At 31.8% G+C, this 16,998-nt stretch carries 16 protein-coding genes, 1 tRNA gene and 1 other RNA gene; 7 read left to right on the plus strand and 11 right to left on the minus strand.

All coding sequences use genetic code 11. The features are described from left to right. Positions 1-804: Mu transposase domain-containing protein (locus BLV68_RS15500; RefSeq protein WP_407702385.1), on the plus strand; the 804-nt coding region annotated here is incomplete at its 5' end. Further along, positions 801-1,559, plus strand: a complete 759-nt coding sequence (istB, locus tag BLV68_RS11665; protein WP_243641318.1) for an IS21-like element helper ATPase IstB — start codon at positions 801-803, stop codon at positions 1,557-1,559. The genes BLV68_RS15500 and istB, both read left to right, overlap by 4 nt. On the opposite strand, the gene BLV68_RS11670 is transcribed toward istB, so the two are convergent. The 6 genes from BLV68_RS11670 to dnaX all read right to left on the minus strand — a co-directional run bounded on the left by BLV68_RS11670 (position 1,556) and on the right by dnaX (position 7,636). Further along, positions 1,556-2,182: a hypothetical protein gene (locus BLV68_RS11670; protein WP_093754031.1), complete on the minus strand. Its 627-nt coding sequence runs from the start codon at positions 2,180-2,182 to the stop codon at positions 1,556-1,558. The genes istB and BLV68_RS11670 overlap by 4 nt on opposite strands. After that, complete coding sequence (locus tag BLV68_RS11675) at positions 2,137-2,772, minus strand: hypothetical protein (RefSeq protein WP_093754033.1); 636 nt, start codon at positions 2,770-2,772, stop codon at positions 2,137-2,139. Before BLV68_RS11675 ends, BLV68_RS11670 begins: the two co-directional genes overlap by 46 nt. Positions 2,773-2,840: 68 nt before the next feature. After that, positions 2,841-3,989: an ATP-binding protein gene (locus BLV68_RS11680; protein WP_078054678.1), complete on the minus strand. Its 1,149-nt coding sequence runs from the start codon at positions 3,987-3,989 to the stop codon at positions 2,841-2,843. A gap of 1,069 nt (positions 3,990-5,058) precedes the next feature. Next, entirely contained in the window at positions 5,059-5,658 is a 600-nt protein-coding gene (recR, locus tag BLV68_RS11685) for a recombination mediator RecR (RefSeq protein ID WP_093754035.1), read from the minus strand. A gap of 16 nt (positions 5,659-5,674) precedes the next feature. Further along, a complete protein-coding gene (locus BLV68_RS11690; protein WP_093754037.1) occupies positions 5,675-6,010 on the minus strand; it encodes a YbaB/EbfC family nucleoid-associated protein in 336 nt (111 codons plus the stop codon). A gap of 18 nt (positions 6,011-6,028) precedes the next feature. Next, entirely contained in the window at positions 6,029-7,636 is a 1,608-nt protein-coding gene (gene dnaX, locus BLV68_RS11695) for a DNA polymerase III subunit gamma/tau (protein ID WP_093754039.1), read from the minus strand. A gap of 199 nt (positions 7,637-7,835) precedes the next feature. On the opposite strand from dnaX, the gene BLV68_RS11700 reads away from it, so the two are divergent. After that, positions 7,836-7,928, plus strand: a tRNA-Ser gene (locus BLV68_RS11700). A gap of 12 nt (positions 7,929-7,940) precedes the next feature. Further along, an RNA gene (gene ffs / locus BLV68_RS11705) (signal recognition particle sRNA large type) lies at positions 7,941-8,206 on the plus strand. 40 nt (positions 8,207-8,246) lie between these two features. Here ffs and BLV68_RS11710 read toward each other — a convergent pair. The 4 genes from BLV68_RS11710 to BLV68_RS11725 are packed head-to-tail and all read right to left on the minus strand — an operon-like array spanning position 8,247 to position 12,156. After that, positions 8,247-8,687 carry a flagellar protein FliS gene (locus BLV68_RS11710; RefSeq protein WP_093754042.1) on the minus strand — a complete coding sequence of 147 codons (441 nt, stop codon included), beginning with the start codon at positions 8,685-8,687 and terminating at the stop codon, positions 8,247-8,249. Positions 8,688-8,698: 11 nt separating this feature from the next. After that, complete coding sequence (locus BLV68_RS11715; RefSeq protein WP_093754044.1) at positions 8,699-9,589, minus strand: flagellin N-terminal helical domain-containing protein; 891 nt, start codon at positions 9,587-9,589, stop codon at positions 8,699-8,701. Beyond that, positions 9,576-9,800 (minus strand): hypothetical protein, encoded by a 225-nt coding sequence (locus tag BLV68_RS11720; RefSeq protein ID WP_093754046.1) that lies wholly within the window; start codon positions 9,798-9,800, stop codon positions 9,576-9,578. The genes BLV68_RS11715 and BLV68_RS11720 overlap by 14 nt, the downstream gene beginning before the upstream one ends. Continuing rightward, positions 9,784-12,156 (minus strand): DUF6240 domain-containing protein, encoded by a 2,373-nt coding sequence (locus BLV68_RS11725; RefSeq protein ID WP_093754048.1) that lies wholly within the window; start codon positions 12,154-12,156, stop codon positions 9,784-9,786. Before BLV68_RS11725 ends, BLV68_RS11720 begins: the two co-directional genes overlap by 17 nt. A gap of 142 nt (positions 12,157-12,298) precedes the next feature. Between BLV68_RS11725 and BLV68_RS11730 the strand changes: the two genes are divergently transcribed. The 3 genes from BLV68_RS11730 to BLV68_RS11740 all read left to right on the plus strand — a co-directional run bounded on the left by BLV68_RS11730 (position 12,299) and on the right by BLV68_RS11740 (position 16,110). Next, a complete protein-coding gene (locus BLV68_RS11730; protein WP_093754050.1) occupies positions 12,299-12,745 on the plus strand; it encodes a YaaR family protein in 447 nt (148 codons plus the stop codon). Positions 12,746-13,066: 321 nt separating this feature from the next. Then, positions 13,067-14,239, plus strand: a complete 1,173-nt coding sequence (locus BLV68_RS11735) for an iron-containing alcohol dehydrogenase (RefSeq protein WP_093754174.1) — start codon at positions 13,067-13,069, stop codon at positions 14,237-14,239. 293 nt (positions 14,240-14,532) lie between these two features. Then, positions 14,533-16,110, plus strand: a complete 1,578-nt coding sequence (locus tag BLV68_RS11740) for an ABC1 kinase family protein (RefSeq protein WP_093754052.1) — start codon at positions 14,533-14,535, stop codon at positions 16,108-16,110. Here BLV68_RS11740 and BLV68_RS11745 read toward each other — a convergent pair. Beyond that, positions 16,107-16,994: a DnaJ domain-containing protein gene (locus tag BLV68_RS11745; RefSeq protein ID WP_093754054.1), complete on the minus strand. Its 888-nt coding sequence runs from the start codon at positions 16,992-16,994 to the stop codon at positions 16,107-16,109. The two genes, BLV68_RS11740 and BLV68_RS11745, sit on opposite strands and share 4 nt — an antisense overlap. Positions 16,995-16,998 lie beyond the last annotated feature (4 nt).

The raw sequence follows: 16,998 nt of genomic DNA on the forward strand, positions 1-16,998 counted from the left end.
GTAGCTAGTGGTAATGAAAAAGGCCATGTAGAAAGAGGAATAGAATTTGTCAGGAGAAAGGTTTTCTCAAGTAAAAGTGAATTTGATTCAGTAGAGGAAGCAAACAAACACCTAAAAGAAACACTAGATAAACTTAATTCTAGAGAAAGAAACTGGTTAAAAAACAAGAGTCCAAAAGATATCCTAGGGAAAGAATTGGATTATCTACTACCTTTAAAACCATCTTACGATACAGCTAGAAGAATAGAAGTTAGAGTTAATAAATATAGCGTAATTAATATAGATCAAAACAAATATTCAGTACCAGATTACCTTGTAGGTAAATTTGTGATGGCTAAAATATATCCAGACACAATAGAAATATTCTACAAAGATAAGCTAATAGCAAGCCATAAAAGATCATACTTAAATCACAACTGGACAGTAGACATAAATCATTTTATCCATACATTAAAAAAGAAGCCTGGAGCGCTGCATTCTTGTGTAGGTAGACATCAGCTCTCTCCAGAACTTCAAGAAGTATATCAAAAATATTATACCAATAATCCTAAGGATTTCATAGTACTTTTAGAACTGATAAAAGAAAAAGATTTAGAAAGTGTGTTAGATGCCATAAAAGAACTAGAAAAAATCAAGGTAGAGATGGTAAATACAGACAATATCAAAAATATAATTTTCAAATCTCCCACTATGGATAATCCTTTGGGAAGTGAAGATATATCAATACAAAAAGCATCTTTGGAGCAAATTTCAATTTTAAATGAGATGTTTAAACTAAATTCGGTGGGAGGTTATGAAAATTGAATGAGATAATAAGTGAAATCAAAGAATATGTTAAAGAGCTTAAGATACCAGGAATAAATCAGGGATTAAGGATGAAGATTGAAGAAGCATACAAGCTAAATCAGCCCTATGAAGAGCTTTTAAGGGACATTTTCATGGAAGCCTATGATATGAGAATGGAAAATGGTAGGAAAAACAGGATTAGAAATGCTCGTTTTCCATACAAAAAATACTTAGATGAACTTCAGGTAGATTATCTACCTGAAGATGCTAAAAAGAAGTTTAAAGAGCTTAAAACCTTAAGATTCATAGAAGAAGGCAGAAACATAATCTTAGCAGGAAACCCTGGCACTGGAAAGACCCATTTATCAATAGGCCTTGGTATTAATGCCTGTAATAAGGGGTATAAGGTGTTTTTCACCACAGCCGCATCCTTAATAAACGAGCTTAAGGAAACCAAGAGTGATAAAAAGCTATATACATTTGAGAAGAGATTTGAAAAATATGACCTAATAATTTTAGATGAATTAGGATACATCTCCTTTGACAAGGAAGGTAGTGAGCTTTTATTTACATTTCTTTCATTAAGAGCAGAGAGAAAATCAACCATAATAACTACAAACCTATCCTTTGATAGATGGAATGAAATATTTAATGATGCAGTTCTAACAGCTGCACTAATTGATAGGATGACCCATAAATCCTATGTGTTAAATATGAATGGTGAATCTTACAGAATAAAAGAAACCAGAGAGTGGTTAGAAAAGAGCAATTAATTTTTTATTTCAACTGGCCCAGTTTTCGATTGAAATATGGTACAGTTTTCGGTTGACAAATACAATAGAACTAAATTCTTTCCTTTTAACCCTATCTTATTCATCCGTGTACTTCTATACAATATTCCTGAATAGCCTTTGCTGATTAAATGATTCGCTAGATAATGAAATGGTACATATGCTTTAAGTTCTGGGTCTTCTTCAATATCAACTGGTAAGAAAACCGCTTCATCAATGCTTTTCATAATTAAATTAGCCAAGTAAATCTCCGTTTCTTTCCTAATTATAGACCTTATCTGTTTATCTTTCATCTCTTTCTCTATAATTTTCTTAATTGCTTCTTCTTTTTTCAGGCTAGTTCTTATTTCTTCTTGATATTTTTTATTAGTAAGAATCTCATTCACTTTCACTTCAATTATTGTATTTATAAATTCCTCTGATTTTCCATCTATTTCATCATAACCTATATCTTCATAACACAAATTAATAATTTTACCATCGCTTTTTACAGGTTTGAATTTACATATACTTACATATTCATCCTTTTTTAATCTTATCTCTTCAAAACAAGTTTTTTCTATAAAATTAATAACTTCATCGTACTGCTTAACTTCCTCATCCAAACATAAATAAATAAAAGCAACGCCTTCAGGATTCCATCTATTTTTTTTGCATATTCTTCTTTTGGAATCATTCTTTCGTAATTATTAAAATGCTTACCTCTTTGCGCTCTATATAAATTTTTTAAATCCCCTAACTTTTTTACAAAGATATTTTCATATTTAGAAATACAACTTTCATGTATATCATCAAAAACTTCAAGAAAACTTTTCTCCGTAACAGTATCACTTTTCTTTTCAATTATACTATTCCAATGATTAAATATTTGACATTGAAGATTCTCCCTATATGTATCTTTAAATATAGAGACAATATCACCAATAAAATAATTATAGCGTTGCAAATATTTTAGATATTGTTCAAAAAAGTTATCTATCATTAGTTTTTTCTGACTTTCACTAAAATCATTACAAACATCAAGTATGGCCTTACATGTATTATTTAAAGCATTTATTATTATATATATAAATTGTCTCTTCTTTGTATCATTAATGCTTTCTAAAGCCCTTCTTAAAATAGTGAATTTGAATTCATGTTCATAAATATCGACCATTCTATTTAACTCAAATGTTAATCGATAGTTATAAAACATTACCAAATCCTCCCCATTTTTTAGCGTTCACAATTATATTTTAAACATATATTAAATCTTTAAATTAATCATTTATATAATGCCCTAAATTCATATAACGCTCTGTTTAATGTCAATCCTGTTGATAACCTACGCTTACATTCTTTAGCATAAAATTCATTACTTATATCAATTTTATAATATCTCTTGTCTGCTTCGACTATATATGATTCAATTAGGTCTTGTTTGTTTTCAACATAAAATTCAAATTCTGACTTTTCTTCTTCATTTTCAAAATATAAAACTACCTCATCAAACCTTCTCTTTGCATATACCTCTTCTTCATTTTCTTCATCAAAAAGAAACTGCTGTAATTTATAATCTATGCTATCTTTTAAAAAATATTTGTATGTGAATTTATGGTTATGCCCCCATTCATCATAACCTGCAAAGCCCCATCTTGGCACAGGCGTTTCATACCTCCCACTATCAAGCACAACTAATTGAAACTCTTTTAACACCGTTCCACTGCACATTATCTTTAGATTTTTATACATAAATCGTGAATTTCTTTGAGAATATACATAGAATTCACCTGCATCCCTATCATATTCATCATCATATTCTACTTCTAACTTAAATTCAGGCTTATAAATATTATAGTAAGTATTTTCATTCTGTGACCATTCTAATTTATTCTCCAATCTTTTGGCTATCTGTAATAATGGAGGTTGTGTTAATCCGAACCTTTTCTTCCAAAGCATCTCTATCTGTTGTATAGTTGCATTTTGGTTTATGGGAGTATTCCTATCTCCAATCCTTGTGTATATATATCCTTCTCTAATATTATTGTATTTTTTACCCCTAGTCTTCAAATAAAAAGGCACATTATATGAATTGAATATGGTTAAAACATCTATTTCTTTTCCCTCAATTTTTATTGTATCCAAACGAACTTCAGGAATATTATCACCAGCAAAAACTGTATTCGAAAGCAAGTCCAGTATATCTGCTTGCCTTCTTCTGTTTTCTTCACCTACACCAACTATTTCACCTGAATCAGATACACCAATTATTAAATAGCAATCCTTATCATGCACTGTATTTGCAAAACAAAGGATATCATGTAATAATCTTTCATTATCTTTATGCCATTCCTGTTTAAAATCCCAATATTCACCTTCTGATTTTCTATCAATTAAGTTTTTTATTTTTGATTTAATATTTATATAATTCATAAACCCACATCTCCAAATTTAAATTTATTAATTTAAAAACCTATCCCATAATACCACTTTATTTCCATTTTAATATAACTTAATCCTTCACGAAAGAAACTTTTCTGTTTTTAAATTCTTTACTAATCATATTATAAACAGAAAAAATACGCCAAGTTCTTGTAAAAATAAAATAATGTCCTATTTTATTTTTCCTTTTATTCACATTACTGTTATATTTCATATGATTTATCCCCATTCTTGTTTCATAAAATGTGAATAAAATCCTAATACAAGAACTTTATTTTCTTTTTGCAATTACTTTTCTGCGATAAAAGGACTTTTTTGTTTCTTACAATTTTAACCATGCTATTTTTTGAAACAGAAAAAAAGGCCTATGTTGTATAGAAAAAGTAAATAAATTGCTTTCACAAATTACCTTTAAATACCATATACCTTTATCCTAAAACCTTATCTAAACCTTGTATTCTCAACACTTTCCCTTATTCCTTATCCCTTTTTATAAAACTACTTTATTTTATTTTTGCAACAACTAATTAACCCCTATTTTAAGCCCAAAATGTTTCCTATTTTCCTTACCCCTTTTTCCTTAATCCTAACTATATGTAACCCAAACAAACTTCTTTCCTTTTTCAAATAAACTCCTTTCACAAATCCCCCTCAAACCCTTGAAAACACTGGCTTGTTATTCCTTGCCAATTTCCCATTTAATTCCTATTCACTTAATCTTTACTCCTTAAAGTCCTTTCATTCCTAAATTTTTAGGTCAAAAAATGAAAATAAAATGATTATAGGATTGAGGGTTTAGGGGGAAGGATTAAGGGGGGATTTTGTCCATTTCCTCTTCCATTTTCTTTTCCATTCAATCTCTCAATCCATTGATTTTACTGAATTTAAACCTTATCCCTTATTCCTTTTCACCTTAAAATTCCTAATAAAAAAACATGGCCTACAGGGTATTTCCTTATCCCTAATAAACCATGTTTCCTAAAAGTACTTTATTTACTCCTTCTCAAACATTTGAAAAATGAAAGGAGTTTATTTGATGTAGACAAATATCTACTTTGCATCATAGTTCTCTTCTATTTTCCATAGCCTTAGAAAGGGTTACTTCATCAAAATATTCTAAATCTCCTCCTACTGGTATGCCATGGGCAATTCTTGTGGTCTTTATTCCTAAAGGTTTTAATAGCTTTGCAATATATAAGGATGTAGCTTCACCTTCTACCGTTGGGTTTAAAGCTAATATTATTTCCTTGACCTGCTTATTATAGACCCTGTCTAGTAATTCCTTTATTCTTATTTCATCAGGTCCTATATCCTTAATAGGGGATATGACCCCATGGAGCACATGGTAAAGTCCTTTGTACTCTCTTATTTTCTCCATAGCAACCACATCTCGAGGCCCTTCAACAACACAAATTGTACTTTCATCTCTATTAGGATTTTTACAGACATTACAAAATTCATCATCCGTTAAATTAAAACATTGTTTGCAGTAATGAATTTTCTCCTTAGCATTTATTATTGAATTGGCTAACTTTTCTACCTCTAAAGGATCCATTTCTAAAACATATAGGGCTAGCCTTTGGGCCGTTTTTTTCCCTATGCCTGGGAGTTTAGAAAATTGCTCTATTAAATCTGCTATAGGCAATGCGTAGTAGTCCATTCAAATCAACCTTCCCTTAAAACAGGCCTGGTATATTCATACCTCCTGTCAATTTGCTCATTTCCTTAGCTACCATTTCTTCAGCATTTCTTAAAGCCTCATTTACAGCAGCTAATACTAAATCCTGTAGCATTTCTACATCATCAGGATCTACAACCGATTCGTCTATGGTAATAGATATAATTTCCTTTTTTCCATTGGCCCTAGCAATAACTGCTCCGCCTCCTGCGCTAGCTTCTACTTCAGTTTCCTCAAGCTGTTTTTGTAATTCTTCCATTTGCTTCTGCATTTTTTGCATCTGTTTCATCATATTTCCCATATTACCCATTCCTGGGAATCTGCCTTTTGCCATATTGATTCTCCTTTCATTTTATTCTATTTCAACAATATCCTCTCCAAAGAAGTCAATGACTCCCTGGAATTTATTCTCTTCTTCTATTTCCTCCTCAAAACTATCTTCCATTATGAAGTTTATCCTTATATCTTTATTAAAATAGGAGGAAGTAATTTTTTCTACAAGTTCTTTATTATTAGGCCTTTCCATAGCTTCCTTATGAATTCCATAACCATCTTTATAAGCTATAAATAGGTTACCATCCTTATAGGATTTTACCTTTCCTTCTATTAAAAAAGCATGGGTTCTAATATTCTTTTCCTTTACAAAAGTCAATACCTTTTTCCATTCCTTCTTTATAGTTTCCAAAGACAATTCTTCTTTGCTATCGAGAGGCTGGATTGGTTCTATCTCTATAGTTTCCTCTTCCATTTGTGACTGTTCCAACTTCTTTTTAGGTTTTTCTACAGTTTTAGCTGCTACTGGTTTGCTAATCTCAATTTGTCCAGTATTGATAATTTCTTCTAGTCTCTTAATCCTTTCCTCTAAATTCATCTCATCTTCTAAGTTTACCAGTTTTATCATAGCCATTTCAAGTATTATTCTAGGTTGAGTAACCCATTTAGCTTGGTTTTCACTTTTATTCAATATATCTAAGGATTTTAGTATGAAATCTAGTGAGATATCTTGACTTTGTTGTATAAACTGATCAATAACTTCCTCATCCAAATCTAACAAATCAATAGCATTTTTCGATGTTTTAACGATTAATAGATTTCGAAAATGAAGTATTAAATCTTTAATAAACTGGTTTACATCCTTGCCTTGTTGTATTAGATCATCTATTTTAAATAAAAGGCTGTGCAGGTTATTATCTTTTACGTCCTCCACTATGGAAAATAATAAATCCGTATTGGCTATTCCCAATACGTCCAATGCATCCTGATAGGTTAATTTCTCACCCTTATAGGATATACATTGGTCTAAAAGGCTTAGGGCATCTCTCATAGCTCCATCGGAATTTCTTGCTATTAACTTTAAGGCCCTTTCTTCAACGAATATATTCAATTGGTTACATATATTCTTCATATTAGCTACAATATCCTTTGTTGTAATCCTCCTAAAATCAAATCTTTGGCATCTAGAAAGGATGGTTTGAGGTAGTCTCTCCTTTTCAGTAGTGGCCAATATGAATATTAAGTGTTTAGGCGGTTCTTCCAAGGTTTTTAATAGGGCATTAAAAGCTCCCTTTGACAGCATATGAACCTCATCTATTATATATACCTTATATTTGGTACGAGAAGGAGGGTAAACTACTTTATCCCTTAACTCCCTTATATCATCTACGCTATTATTGCTCGCAGCATCCATTTCTATTATATCCATTATGGATTCATCCAATATGCCCTTACATATTTCACATTTGTTACAAGGGTTGCCTTCAATTGGGTTTAAACAGTTAATTGCTCTTGAAAATATTTTAGCAGTAGAGGTTTTACCCGTTCCCTTAGTCCCAGAAAACAAATAGGCATGACCAATGTTTTGCTTTTTAATCTGATTCTTTAATGTTGTCGTTATATGTTTCTGCCCTAAAACTTCATCAAAAGTTCTTGGCCTATATTGTCTATATAATGCTTGATACATACAACCACCCTTAATTATTAATATATATATTATACCAGAAGGAAGGAATAATTACACTAAATTAATGGTGGTTATGAATAATGACCTATTATAAATTATAAATTGGAAATTACGGATTTTATCCTTTTCAAAAGTAATGGTTGACATATTTGAATAATTTCTGTATAATATAAATCTGTAGCAGATATTATTTGACTGTGGAGAGATGGCTGAGTCTGGTCGAAGGCGCACGACTGGAAATCGTGTATACCCCAAAAGGGTATCGAGGGTTCGAATCCCTCTCTCTCCGCCATTTTAATTTTTACCGTGCTAGATGGGGAGGTAGCGGTGCCCTGTAACCTGCAATCCGCTATAGCAGGATCGAATTCCCAGTCTAGGCGTTTATATTTCAGGGTCTGCCCTGAATAAGTGGCGTTGACGAATGGGTCCTGCGCAACGGAAATCTATGAACCCCGTCAGGTCCGGGAGGAAGCAGCGGTAAGTAGACACTTTCGTGTGCCGCAGGGGTGCCTATTCCGAGCTAACTGTTCAGGTAACGCTTGGGATATGGCGGCGAAGCTGGGTGCACGGTTACATAGCAAAAAAGCTGTGGAAATTTCCACAGCTTTTTTTATCCCTCAAAACTTTTGTTTTCTCTTAACGTATATTCCCCTAAATTACTCTTTCCATAGATTAAGCCTGCTACTGCTCTTGGCTTTTCCCTTACCTCTAATTCTTGAAAGCCTTCCAGTATAGGCATAATTACCTTAATATTGGTTTCAAAGGAGGATATGGATTTCTTTATTTCGCCTTCAGTCATGGTTTTATTGATAAAGAGGTAAATTTCCCGTAAGGTTGAAGAAATTTCATCATTTCCACTGAATTGAACTGTTAATTCAGTTAATATGGCCCTAGAGTTATTGTTTAACTCCGTTATTTTATCGTAATCTCCTTCTTCTATGGCAGATATACAATTCTTGAAATTCCCTATTAACCTTTCAAATAATATGGCAATTAAGCCTGCCTCATTGGTGGTGGAAATCCTCTTTTTTAATTCATTAATATCAGTCATCTAATCATCTCCTATTGTAACAATTGGAGCATGGTCTTAGGTAATTGGTTAGCTTGAGAAAGCATTGCCACTCCTGCCTGTTGTAGTATATTTAGCTTAACGAATTCACTCATCTCAAGAGCCATATCAGCATCTTCAATTCTAGATTGTGCAGCAGTCAGATTTTCTGCTGTATTATCAACATTCTTAATAGTATGTTCTAGTCTGTTTTGGTAAGCTCCCAATTGGGAACGATAGGAAGCTACCAGTTTTACTGCATTGTCATAGATTGTTATTGCTTTACTAAATTTTGATGAGTCCAGTTGTTCTCCATCAACTACTTTAAAACCAGAACCATCCCTTACAATTATTTCGTTAATAATTTTTAAACCTTCATCATCTTCGCTAACAGTAATATTTATATTCTTCATATCAACGTCAATATATTGGTCTTCATTAGCACCAATTTGGAGTCTTAACTTTCCTTCTGTATCGCCTGAGTACAGTTCTCCCTTTAACAAGAATATTCCATTGAAGGTAGTTTCCCTGGCTATCTTATCTATCTGCTCTGTAAGCTCTTTCAACTCATCAGCAATGGCTTTTAAATCGTCTTTCTCATATACTTGATTGGCTCCTTGTACTGCTAGTTCTCTCATCCTTTGAAGCATAGCATGGACTTCATTTAAAGCCCCTTCTGCTGTTTGAATTAATGAAATACCGTCTAAAGAGTTCCTTGAAGCTTGTCTAAGACCTCTAACCTGTGCTTCCATCTTTTGAGATATGGCTAGGCCCGCTGCATCATCGGAAGCCCTGTTGATCCTTCGCCCAGACGATAATCTTTCTAAGGTCTTTTCCAAGCTACTATTAGTTAAACCTAACATCCTATGAGTATTCAAAGCAGGTATATTATTATTTATTCTCATCTCTTTCACCCTCCATTTTATTTACCTTTTCTATAAAAGATAGGGTTTCTCCAAGGATTTCAAACAACTCCTTAGGAACCTTTTCAATACTCTCCAAAACTAATTCTTCTTTAATGTCTATTTTACTTTCCACATTTTTTCGTTCATAGGCCTTCTTCAATTGATTTTTAGTAACCAATCTTATCTTTTGATTATCACCTAAGTTCTTCATTAGCTTTAAGCTCCTCCAAAGTATAGCCTATCCTTTCAAGGCCTTCCTTTAATAAGTTCGCATTTTCCCTTATTGCTTCATCCTTATCCGAATTAAAATCCACATACATTTTTTTGCCCTTTATCTGTATATTGAATCTCGTCTGCCCTAAATTGTTTAAATCCATATTGAAGTAAAACACCATATCATTCTTGTTAATTCCCTTTTTAACATTTGGAATTATCAAATTTATATTATTATAAGTTCCATCTATAAATATTGGAAGCTGGAACACTAAATCATCCTTGGATAAATGGCTTTGTAAGCTTAGGAATTCATCTAATTGCATTAATCTATCTTCCTTATTCCTTTCATTAGAACCATTAGAGTTAAATGAGCTACTCAAATCCTTAATAGCATTCAAGGTTTCCTTATATTCTTCTTTGATTTCATGTTTGCCATTTTTCAATGAGCTGGAAAACTCCTTAATCTTTGTCTCCAATATCTCAATCTTTTCCTGTAAATCCTTGCTGTAACTATCCTTGTTGTTTAAGACCTCATTAAATATGCTGCCGAGTCCTTTAGCCCTATACAATAGGGAATTGATATTATTTAATTTATCTATAGACATATTTAAATCATTTTTCAATACTGTAGATATTAAGGATTCTTCTCTCCCCTTTAAATACTTTATTTCATTTATTAACCTTTGGGCCTCCCTATACCTATTTATCTTCCTATCAATATACTGATTCAATTCTTCCAATGGCATATGTTCAAGGGCTATTCCTTCTTTAATGCTTTGTTTTATTAGGCTCAATGTGGTATTGTTCTTAGCATTTAAATACTCCTGTCTTATTAAGTTTTCTTCCACTTTGGCTATAGGCTCTACTACAACTTCCTCTTTTGCAGCCACTTCCAAGTGAGATAAGTATAGGTTATTCAATGTAATAGCATTAAACCTTCTATAGGTTAGGGCTATGGTATTTGAATTCAGGTCTTCCAAAGTATTGAATATATTCGATAGGGTTTTTACTTTTTCTATGACCTTCCCATTCAAGTCCTCTGGTGGAATATCAGTGGTAATTAATTCTTTTAAATTTTCTATTTTAAAATCCTTTCCGCTTTTAATCAATTTGAGCAATTCCTTATCGCTAATAGCCTTCAAGGATTCTATTTCCTTTAATATATCCGATGATTTTTCTGAGAGGTCATTATCATTACCATCTTTTTCCTTTAACTTTTCCACTAATAGGAATATATCTTCTTTTAATGGATCTATTCCTTCTTCCATTAAGAAAGCTACTTTATTTGAATCCAATTTATTTACCAATTCATTTAATGCAGCTTTCATATCCATTAATTTTTGAATATTCCCTTCCGTTACCTCGATTCCATTTAGTAGAAACTCCCTGATCATTTGGATATTTTCGCTTTTTGCATCGAGATTTAACTTCTTTAAAATTTCCAATATATAATTGTAGATTTCTTCCTTTTCTATAGTATATACTTCATATACTGGAGATAAAATATTCCTTTCTAAGCTTTTATTATTATAAGAATGTTTATATTTATAGAGATTGTCGATATTAAAGGGCAGATCTTCTTTAAAAAATCTTACTAGGGTTTCCTCTTTATAATCCTTTAAATCGTAAAGTTTATCTATTACCTCCATGACCCTTTCAATGTTTTCTTTATTTATTGGGATTCCCTCTTTATGTAAAGCTATTATACTATCATAGACATCTTTTCCCATTCTCCTGCCATAAATCTTCTTGGCTATTGACTCTGCTTCCTTGTAGCTCAATTTCCTATCTAATTTTATTAACTCCTTGAAGGACAATCCTTTATCTTCTTTTATTTCCAACAGGGCCTCTGCAATTTTCTGAAGAGAATCCCCTTTCAAGTCTATGCCCTTTTCCATTAGCTTAATGCAGGATTCAAAATCTAAATTCTTTATTATTTCTTCTAGATATTTTTTGGATGTATTATAAGCTAATATATTCTCCTTGGTTATTGGAATATTGTTCTCTAACAAATGCTCTATAGCCCTAATATTTTCTTCTGAATCCTCAATTCCCATATTATCCATGACTTCCTTATAACCTATAGAATTTTCCTTCTCTTCTTCCACTTCTTCTACCTTCATGGATAATATATTCTCTTTATTGATTAGCACCTTTTCCCCTAGCACCTGGTTAACTTCTTCCCTTACCCTTAAGGAATAGAGAACTTTTTTGTCCTCAAAGACCTTTTCAATAGTTATATCCTTGCCTTTCTTCTCCACAAGGGTTCCTTCTACATCATAAAAAAGGGTAGGAGCCAAGCCATAAGCATCTACTATATTTTTCTTAGTGCTGAAATTAATAGCTTCCATATAACCATCCTCTTAAATATTCTCATTTAGTATATCGACAAATTTTTATTATTCTTTAAATAAATATAATAAATAAAACATTCAACAATTTACATAATAGTTGCCGATATTATATAATAGAATAATAAGGGAGAGTGACTTTATGGTAAGGATAGAAAAAGTTGGTGTGGATAATTTACAACCCGTTGACAATATAAAATCTGCCAATAGAAAGCAGGTAAGTGAAACCTTCAAAAATAAATTGATGGAAATAGAGCAAGAGCGCATTAGGGAACAATTAAGAATCTTGTATGATAAAATTGAAATTCAATCAGAAAAATTAAGGGATAAATTATTTATCGAAGATTTAATTGAGTATAAAAAATTGGTAAAGGAGTTCTTAGATGTAACCGTTAACAATTCTCATGTTTTTTATAAAGAGAATTCCTTAGATAGAAGAGGTCGCCATAGAGTATATTCTTTAGTGAAGAAGGTAGATAATGAATTAGATGAATTAACTAAGGACTTCTTAAATATTGAAGAAAATAGGATCAAAATCCTAAAAAGATTAGAAGATATTAAAGGCTTACTTTTAGATATCCTTGCTTAGTATGCTACTTTTAGTAATATTAAAGAATTAATAAAGTCATTGGTTCAGTTAGTAGTCTTTTGTAGTATTTATGTATGTATTTACAAAATTTATTGAAAATATATGTATAATAAAAAATTACCAATTTTTTCGAAATTGTTCTTGATTTTTAAGTAAATATATGATATTATCACGTGGTAAAAAATTAACAAACGTAGATAATAATGGAATGTACAAGCCTAATTTAAAATGCTCAATATAAACAATAAATTAAAAGATTACATAGCTCTAAATTTTCAAAGTTTTATAATAAATATTCAACAATCAAAAGGAGGAATTGGCATAATGAGGTTTACCTTACCACGCGATATATATTATGGTGAAAATGCCCTTGAACAATTGAAGCACATAGATGGCAAAAAAGCCATATTGATTTTAGGCGGCGGGTCAATGAAGAAGTTTGGTTTTGTTGACAAGGTTATTAACTATTTACAGGAAGCTGGAATTGAAACTAAATTATTTGAAAATGTTGAACCAGACCCATCCGTTGAAACAGTCATGAAAGGTGCAGCAGCCATGAGGGAATACGAGCCTGATTGGATTATAGCCATGGGAGGCGGTTCACCCATAGATGCTGCTAAGGCTATGTGGGTATTCTATGAATATCCTGACTTAACTTTCGAAGACATTATTGAACCATTTTCTTTACCAACTTTGAGACAAAAAGCAAGATTTATTGCTATTCCATCTACTTCTGGTACAGCTACAGAAGTAACTGCATTTTCAGTCATTACAGATAATGAAAAAGGAGTAAAATATCCTTTGGCAGACTATAATATAACACCAGATATTGCAATCGTTGATCCCGAGTTAGCTCAAACTATGCCACCAAAATTGGTAGCTCATACGGGAATGGATGCCTTAACCCATGCCATCGAAGCTTATGTATCAACAGCTAATAGTCCATTTACAGATCCACTTGCAATAAAAGCTATTCAAATGGTTGTAGAATACTTGTTAGATTCCTATGAAGGAGATAAGGAAGCAAGAGCACAAATGCACTATGCACAATGCCTAGCGGGTATGGCCTTCACAAATGCATTACTTGGTATAGTACATTCCATGGCACATAAAACAGGAGCAGCTTTTTCTACAGGACACATTCCACATGGTTGTGCTAATGCAATATATCTTCCTTATGTAATCCAATTTAATAAGAAGAATGCAAAAGATCGTTATGTAGATATCGCCAATAGTATAGGTATTTCTGGAACAGATGAAGAATGTGTAAAATCGTTATGTAATAAGATAAATGAAATTAATGAAAAATTAGGCATTCCTAGAACCTTAAAGGAGTTTGGAATTAATGAACAAGAATTTAAAGAAAAAGTCTCAAAAATTGCCAAACTAGCTGTAGAAGATGCTTGTACTGGTTCCAATCCAAGACCAATCACTCCTGAAGAAATGGAAAAATTGTTAGTTTGCACTTACTATGGATATGAAGTTGATTTTTAGTAATTAAGTCCAGTAAATTAATATAATCTGTGCTGGTTCTTGCAAGAACCAGCACTTTTTTAAAATAAAATTCGTATTATTTATCAATAGAATATTAAATTATTTTTGAATTGGGGTATATTATAATATATGGTATAATTATTGATGAATATTAAGATGCTCAAACAAATTGATTCTATCTAAGTGAAAAAGCAATTTAAAAACGGAATAAAATATCGATAAGAAAAATATTAGTAAAATTATTTAATGTGGAGGGATAAGACCATCTTGAAAATGCAAGATGGTTTCTTAATATGGAAAACAACTATGCTAATAAAAGGTTTAAAGAGATTATCTCTGTAGCATTAAAGCATGGATTTAAAAATGGAATAAAGGACCCTAAGGAACTAAGGCTAGCATTGGAAGAACTAGGACCTTCCTTTGTAAAAATAGGCCAAATATTGTCTACAAGGCCTGATATACTGCCTATTGAATATGTAAATGAGTTTCAAAAATTGCAGGATAATGTACGCCCTCAAAAATTCTCCATAATGAAAGAAATTATAGAAAAAGAATTGAAATTCCCTATAGATGAAATATTTTTAGACTTTAATGAAGTTCCTATTGCTTCTGCTTCCCTTTCCGAGGTGTATTTGGCTAGATTAAAAAGCGGTGAAAAAGTAGTAGTAAAGGTGCAAAGACCCTTTGTAAAAGAAAAGATGTTAGCTGACATACATATATTAAAGAAGTTATCCCCTTTCATCAATTTTACTACTAAGGAAATAGTAGATGTAAAAAAGGTAATAGATGAACTTAGTCAGGCCGCAGAAAAAGAATTAAACTTCATAGAAGAGATAAACAACATAATAAAGTTTAAAGAAAACAATAGGAATATAAAATTTATTCGTGTTCCTAATGTTTATAGGGAATACTGTACTTCAAAGGTCTTAGTTATGGATTATATATCTGGTATTAAAATCGACAACATAGATGATTTAAAAAAAGCAGGCTATGATATAGAAGATATAGCAAATAAGGTAATCTATAACTATTTCAAACAGGTATTTGAAGATGGTTTTTTTCACGCTGACCCCCATCCAGGAAATATATTAATTAGTAATGGTGCCATCAGCTATATTGATTTCGGTCTGATGGGAAGCCTAGATTTGGGTTTAAGGAAAAAATTGAATGAATTATTAGAAGGGGTTGCAACTAAGGATTTAGACCTTATGGTTAAATCCATTTTAAAAATAGGCATTATAAAAAGTTCCATAGATTTAGATAAGTTATATAAGGATGTAGATAACCTATATAATACCTACATAGATGTACCCTTTCACAACTATGATATACCGCAAATTTTGGATGAGATACTAAGGGTTTGTAAAAAGAATAATATAACCATGCCCCATAATATTGTGTTATTGACTAAAGGGGTAATGACCCTCCAAGCTGTATTAGCTAAAATAAATGATGAACTAACCATAATGGAAGTAGCACTCCCATATTTCAAGAACCGGATAATTAGAGAAAAGGTTAAAAACCTGGACTTGTTAGAAATAATCACTTTTCTATATACCTCATTTAAATCAACCCTCCAACTATCCTCCAAAGTTGTCGACTTCATAAATACAGGATTAGAAGGAAGGTTGAAGTTGGGCTTGGAATTTAAAGATGTAGAAGAAAATATTAATGAACTAAACAAAATGGTTAATAGGCTTATATTTGCCATAATAATTACGGGACTATTAGTAAGCTCTTCTTTAGTAATAAATGCAAATGTAGGTCTTAAAATATATGGAATTTCCTCCATAGGAATTGTAGGTTATCTAGGAGCAGGATTAGCTGGCCTATTATTATTAATTTCCATTATCAAGTCAGGAAAACTTTAACTATTGTTTTGAATCCGTCGTAATTCTTCATATAATCTTTTCTGTTCTTCGGTTAATTTAGGGGGATTTATTATATTTATTTCAACATATAAATCCCCTATGTTTCCATTAGAATCCTTATATCCCTTCTTAGGTATTCTGATTTTTTTCCCAGCCTCCATATTCTCTGGAATTCTTATTTTAAATCTATCCTCTATACCTTCAACTATTGTTTCCGTGCCTAAAGCCGCATCCCAAGGATATAGATTTATCTTCTTATATAGGTCTAAACCCTTTAATACTAGTCCTTCATTTTCGATAAAATTCACCTTTATTAGTATATCGCCATTTATTCCAGCTTTTTCACCTTGAATCTTTATTTTTTTCCCGGGCAATATTCCCCTTGGTACTTTTATCGACAAGGATTTTGTTTCATTTCCTATTCTAATGGATAAGGGTTTAGTAGTTCCCTTATAACCTTCCTCTATGGTTATATTTATTTGAGCTTCATACCTTTGTCTTGTATCCCTAGTAAATATATCCTTCCCAAAATTATGGTCTCCAAAGAACATATTGAAAAAATCGCTAAATCCCTTATTAGCACCCCTAGTAAATGTAAATTTACCGTTCCTAAAGCCTCCAAATCCAAATTGTGATGGATCAAAATGCTGACCATGGTTGAAATTGAAGTTACTTCCAAAAGCATCATATCTCTTTCTTTTTTCCTCGTCGCTTAGCACTTCATAAGCTTCATTAATATCCTTAAACTTTTCCTGTGCTTCCTTATCATTCGGGTTTAAATCGGGATGGTATTTTTTTGCTAATTTTCTGTAAGCCTTTTTTATTTCCTCTTGATTAGCATTTCTATTTACACCTAGTATTTTATAGTAGTCCTTATACTCCATAAGC

The sequence above is a fragment of the Tepidimicrobium xylanilyticum genome (assembly GCF_900106765.1).
Taxonomy (GTDB): Bacteria; Bacillota; Clostridia; order Tissierellales; family Tepidimicrobiaceae; genus Tepidimicrobium; species Tepidimicrobium xylanilyticum.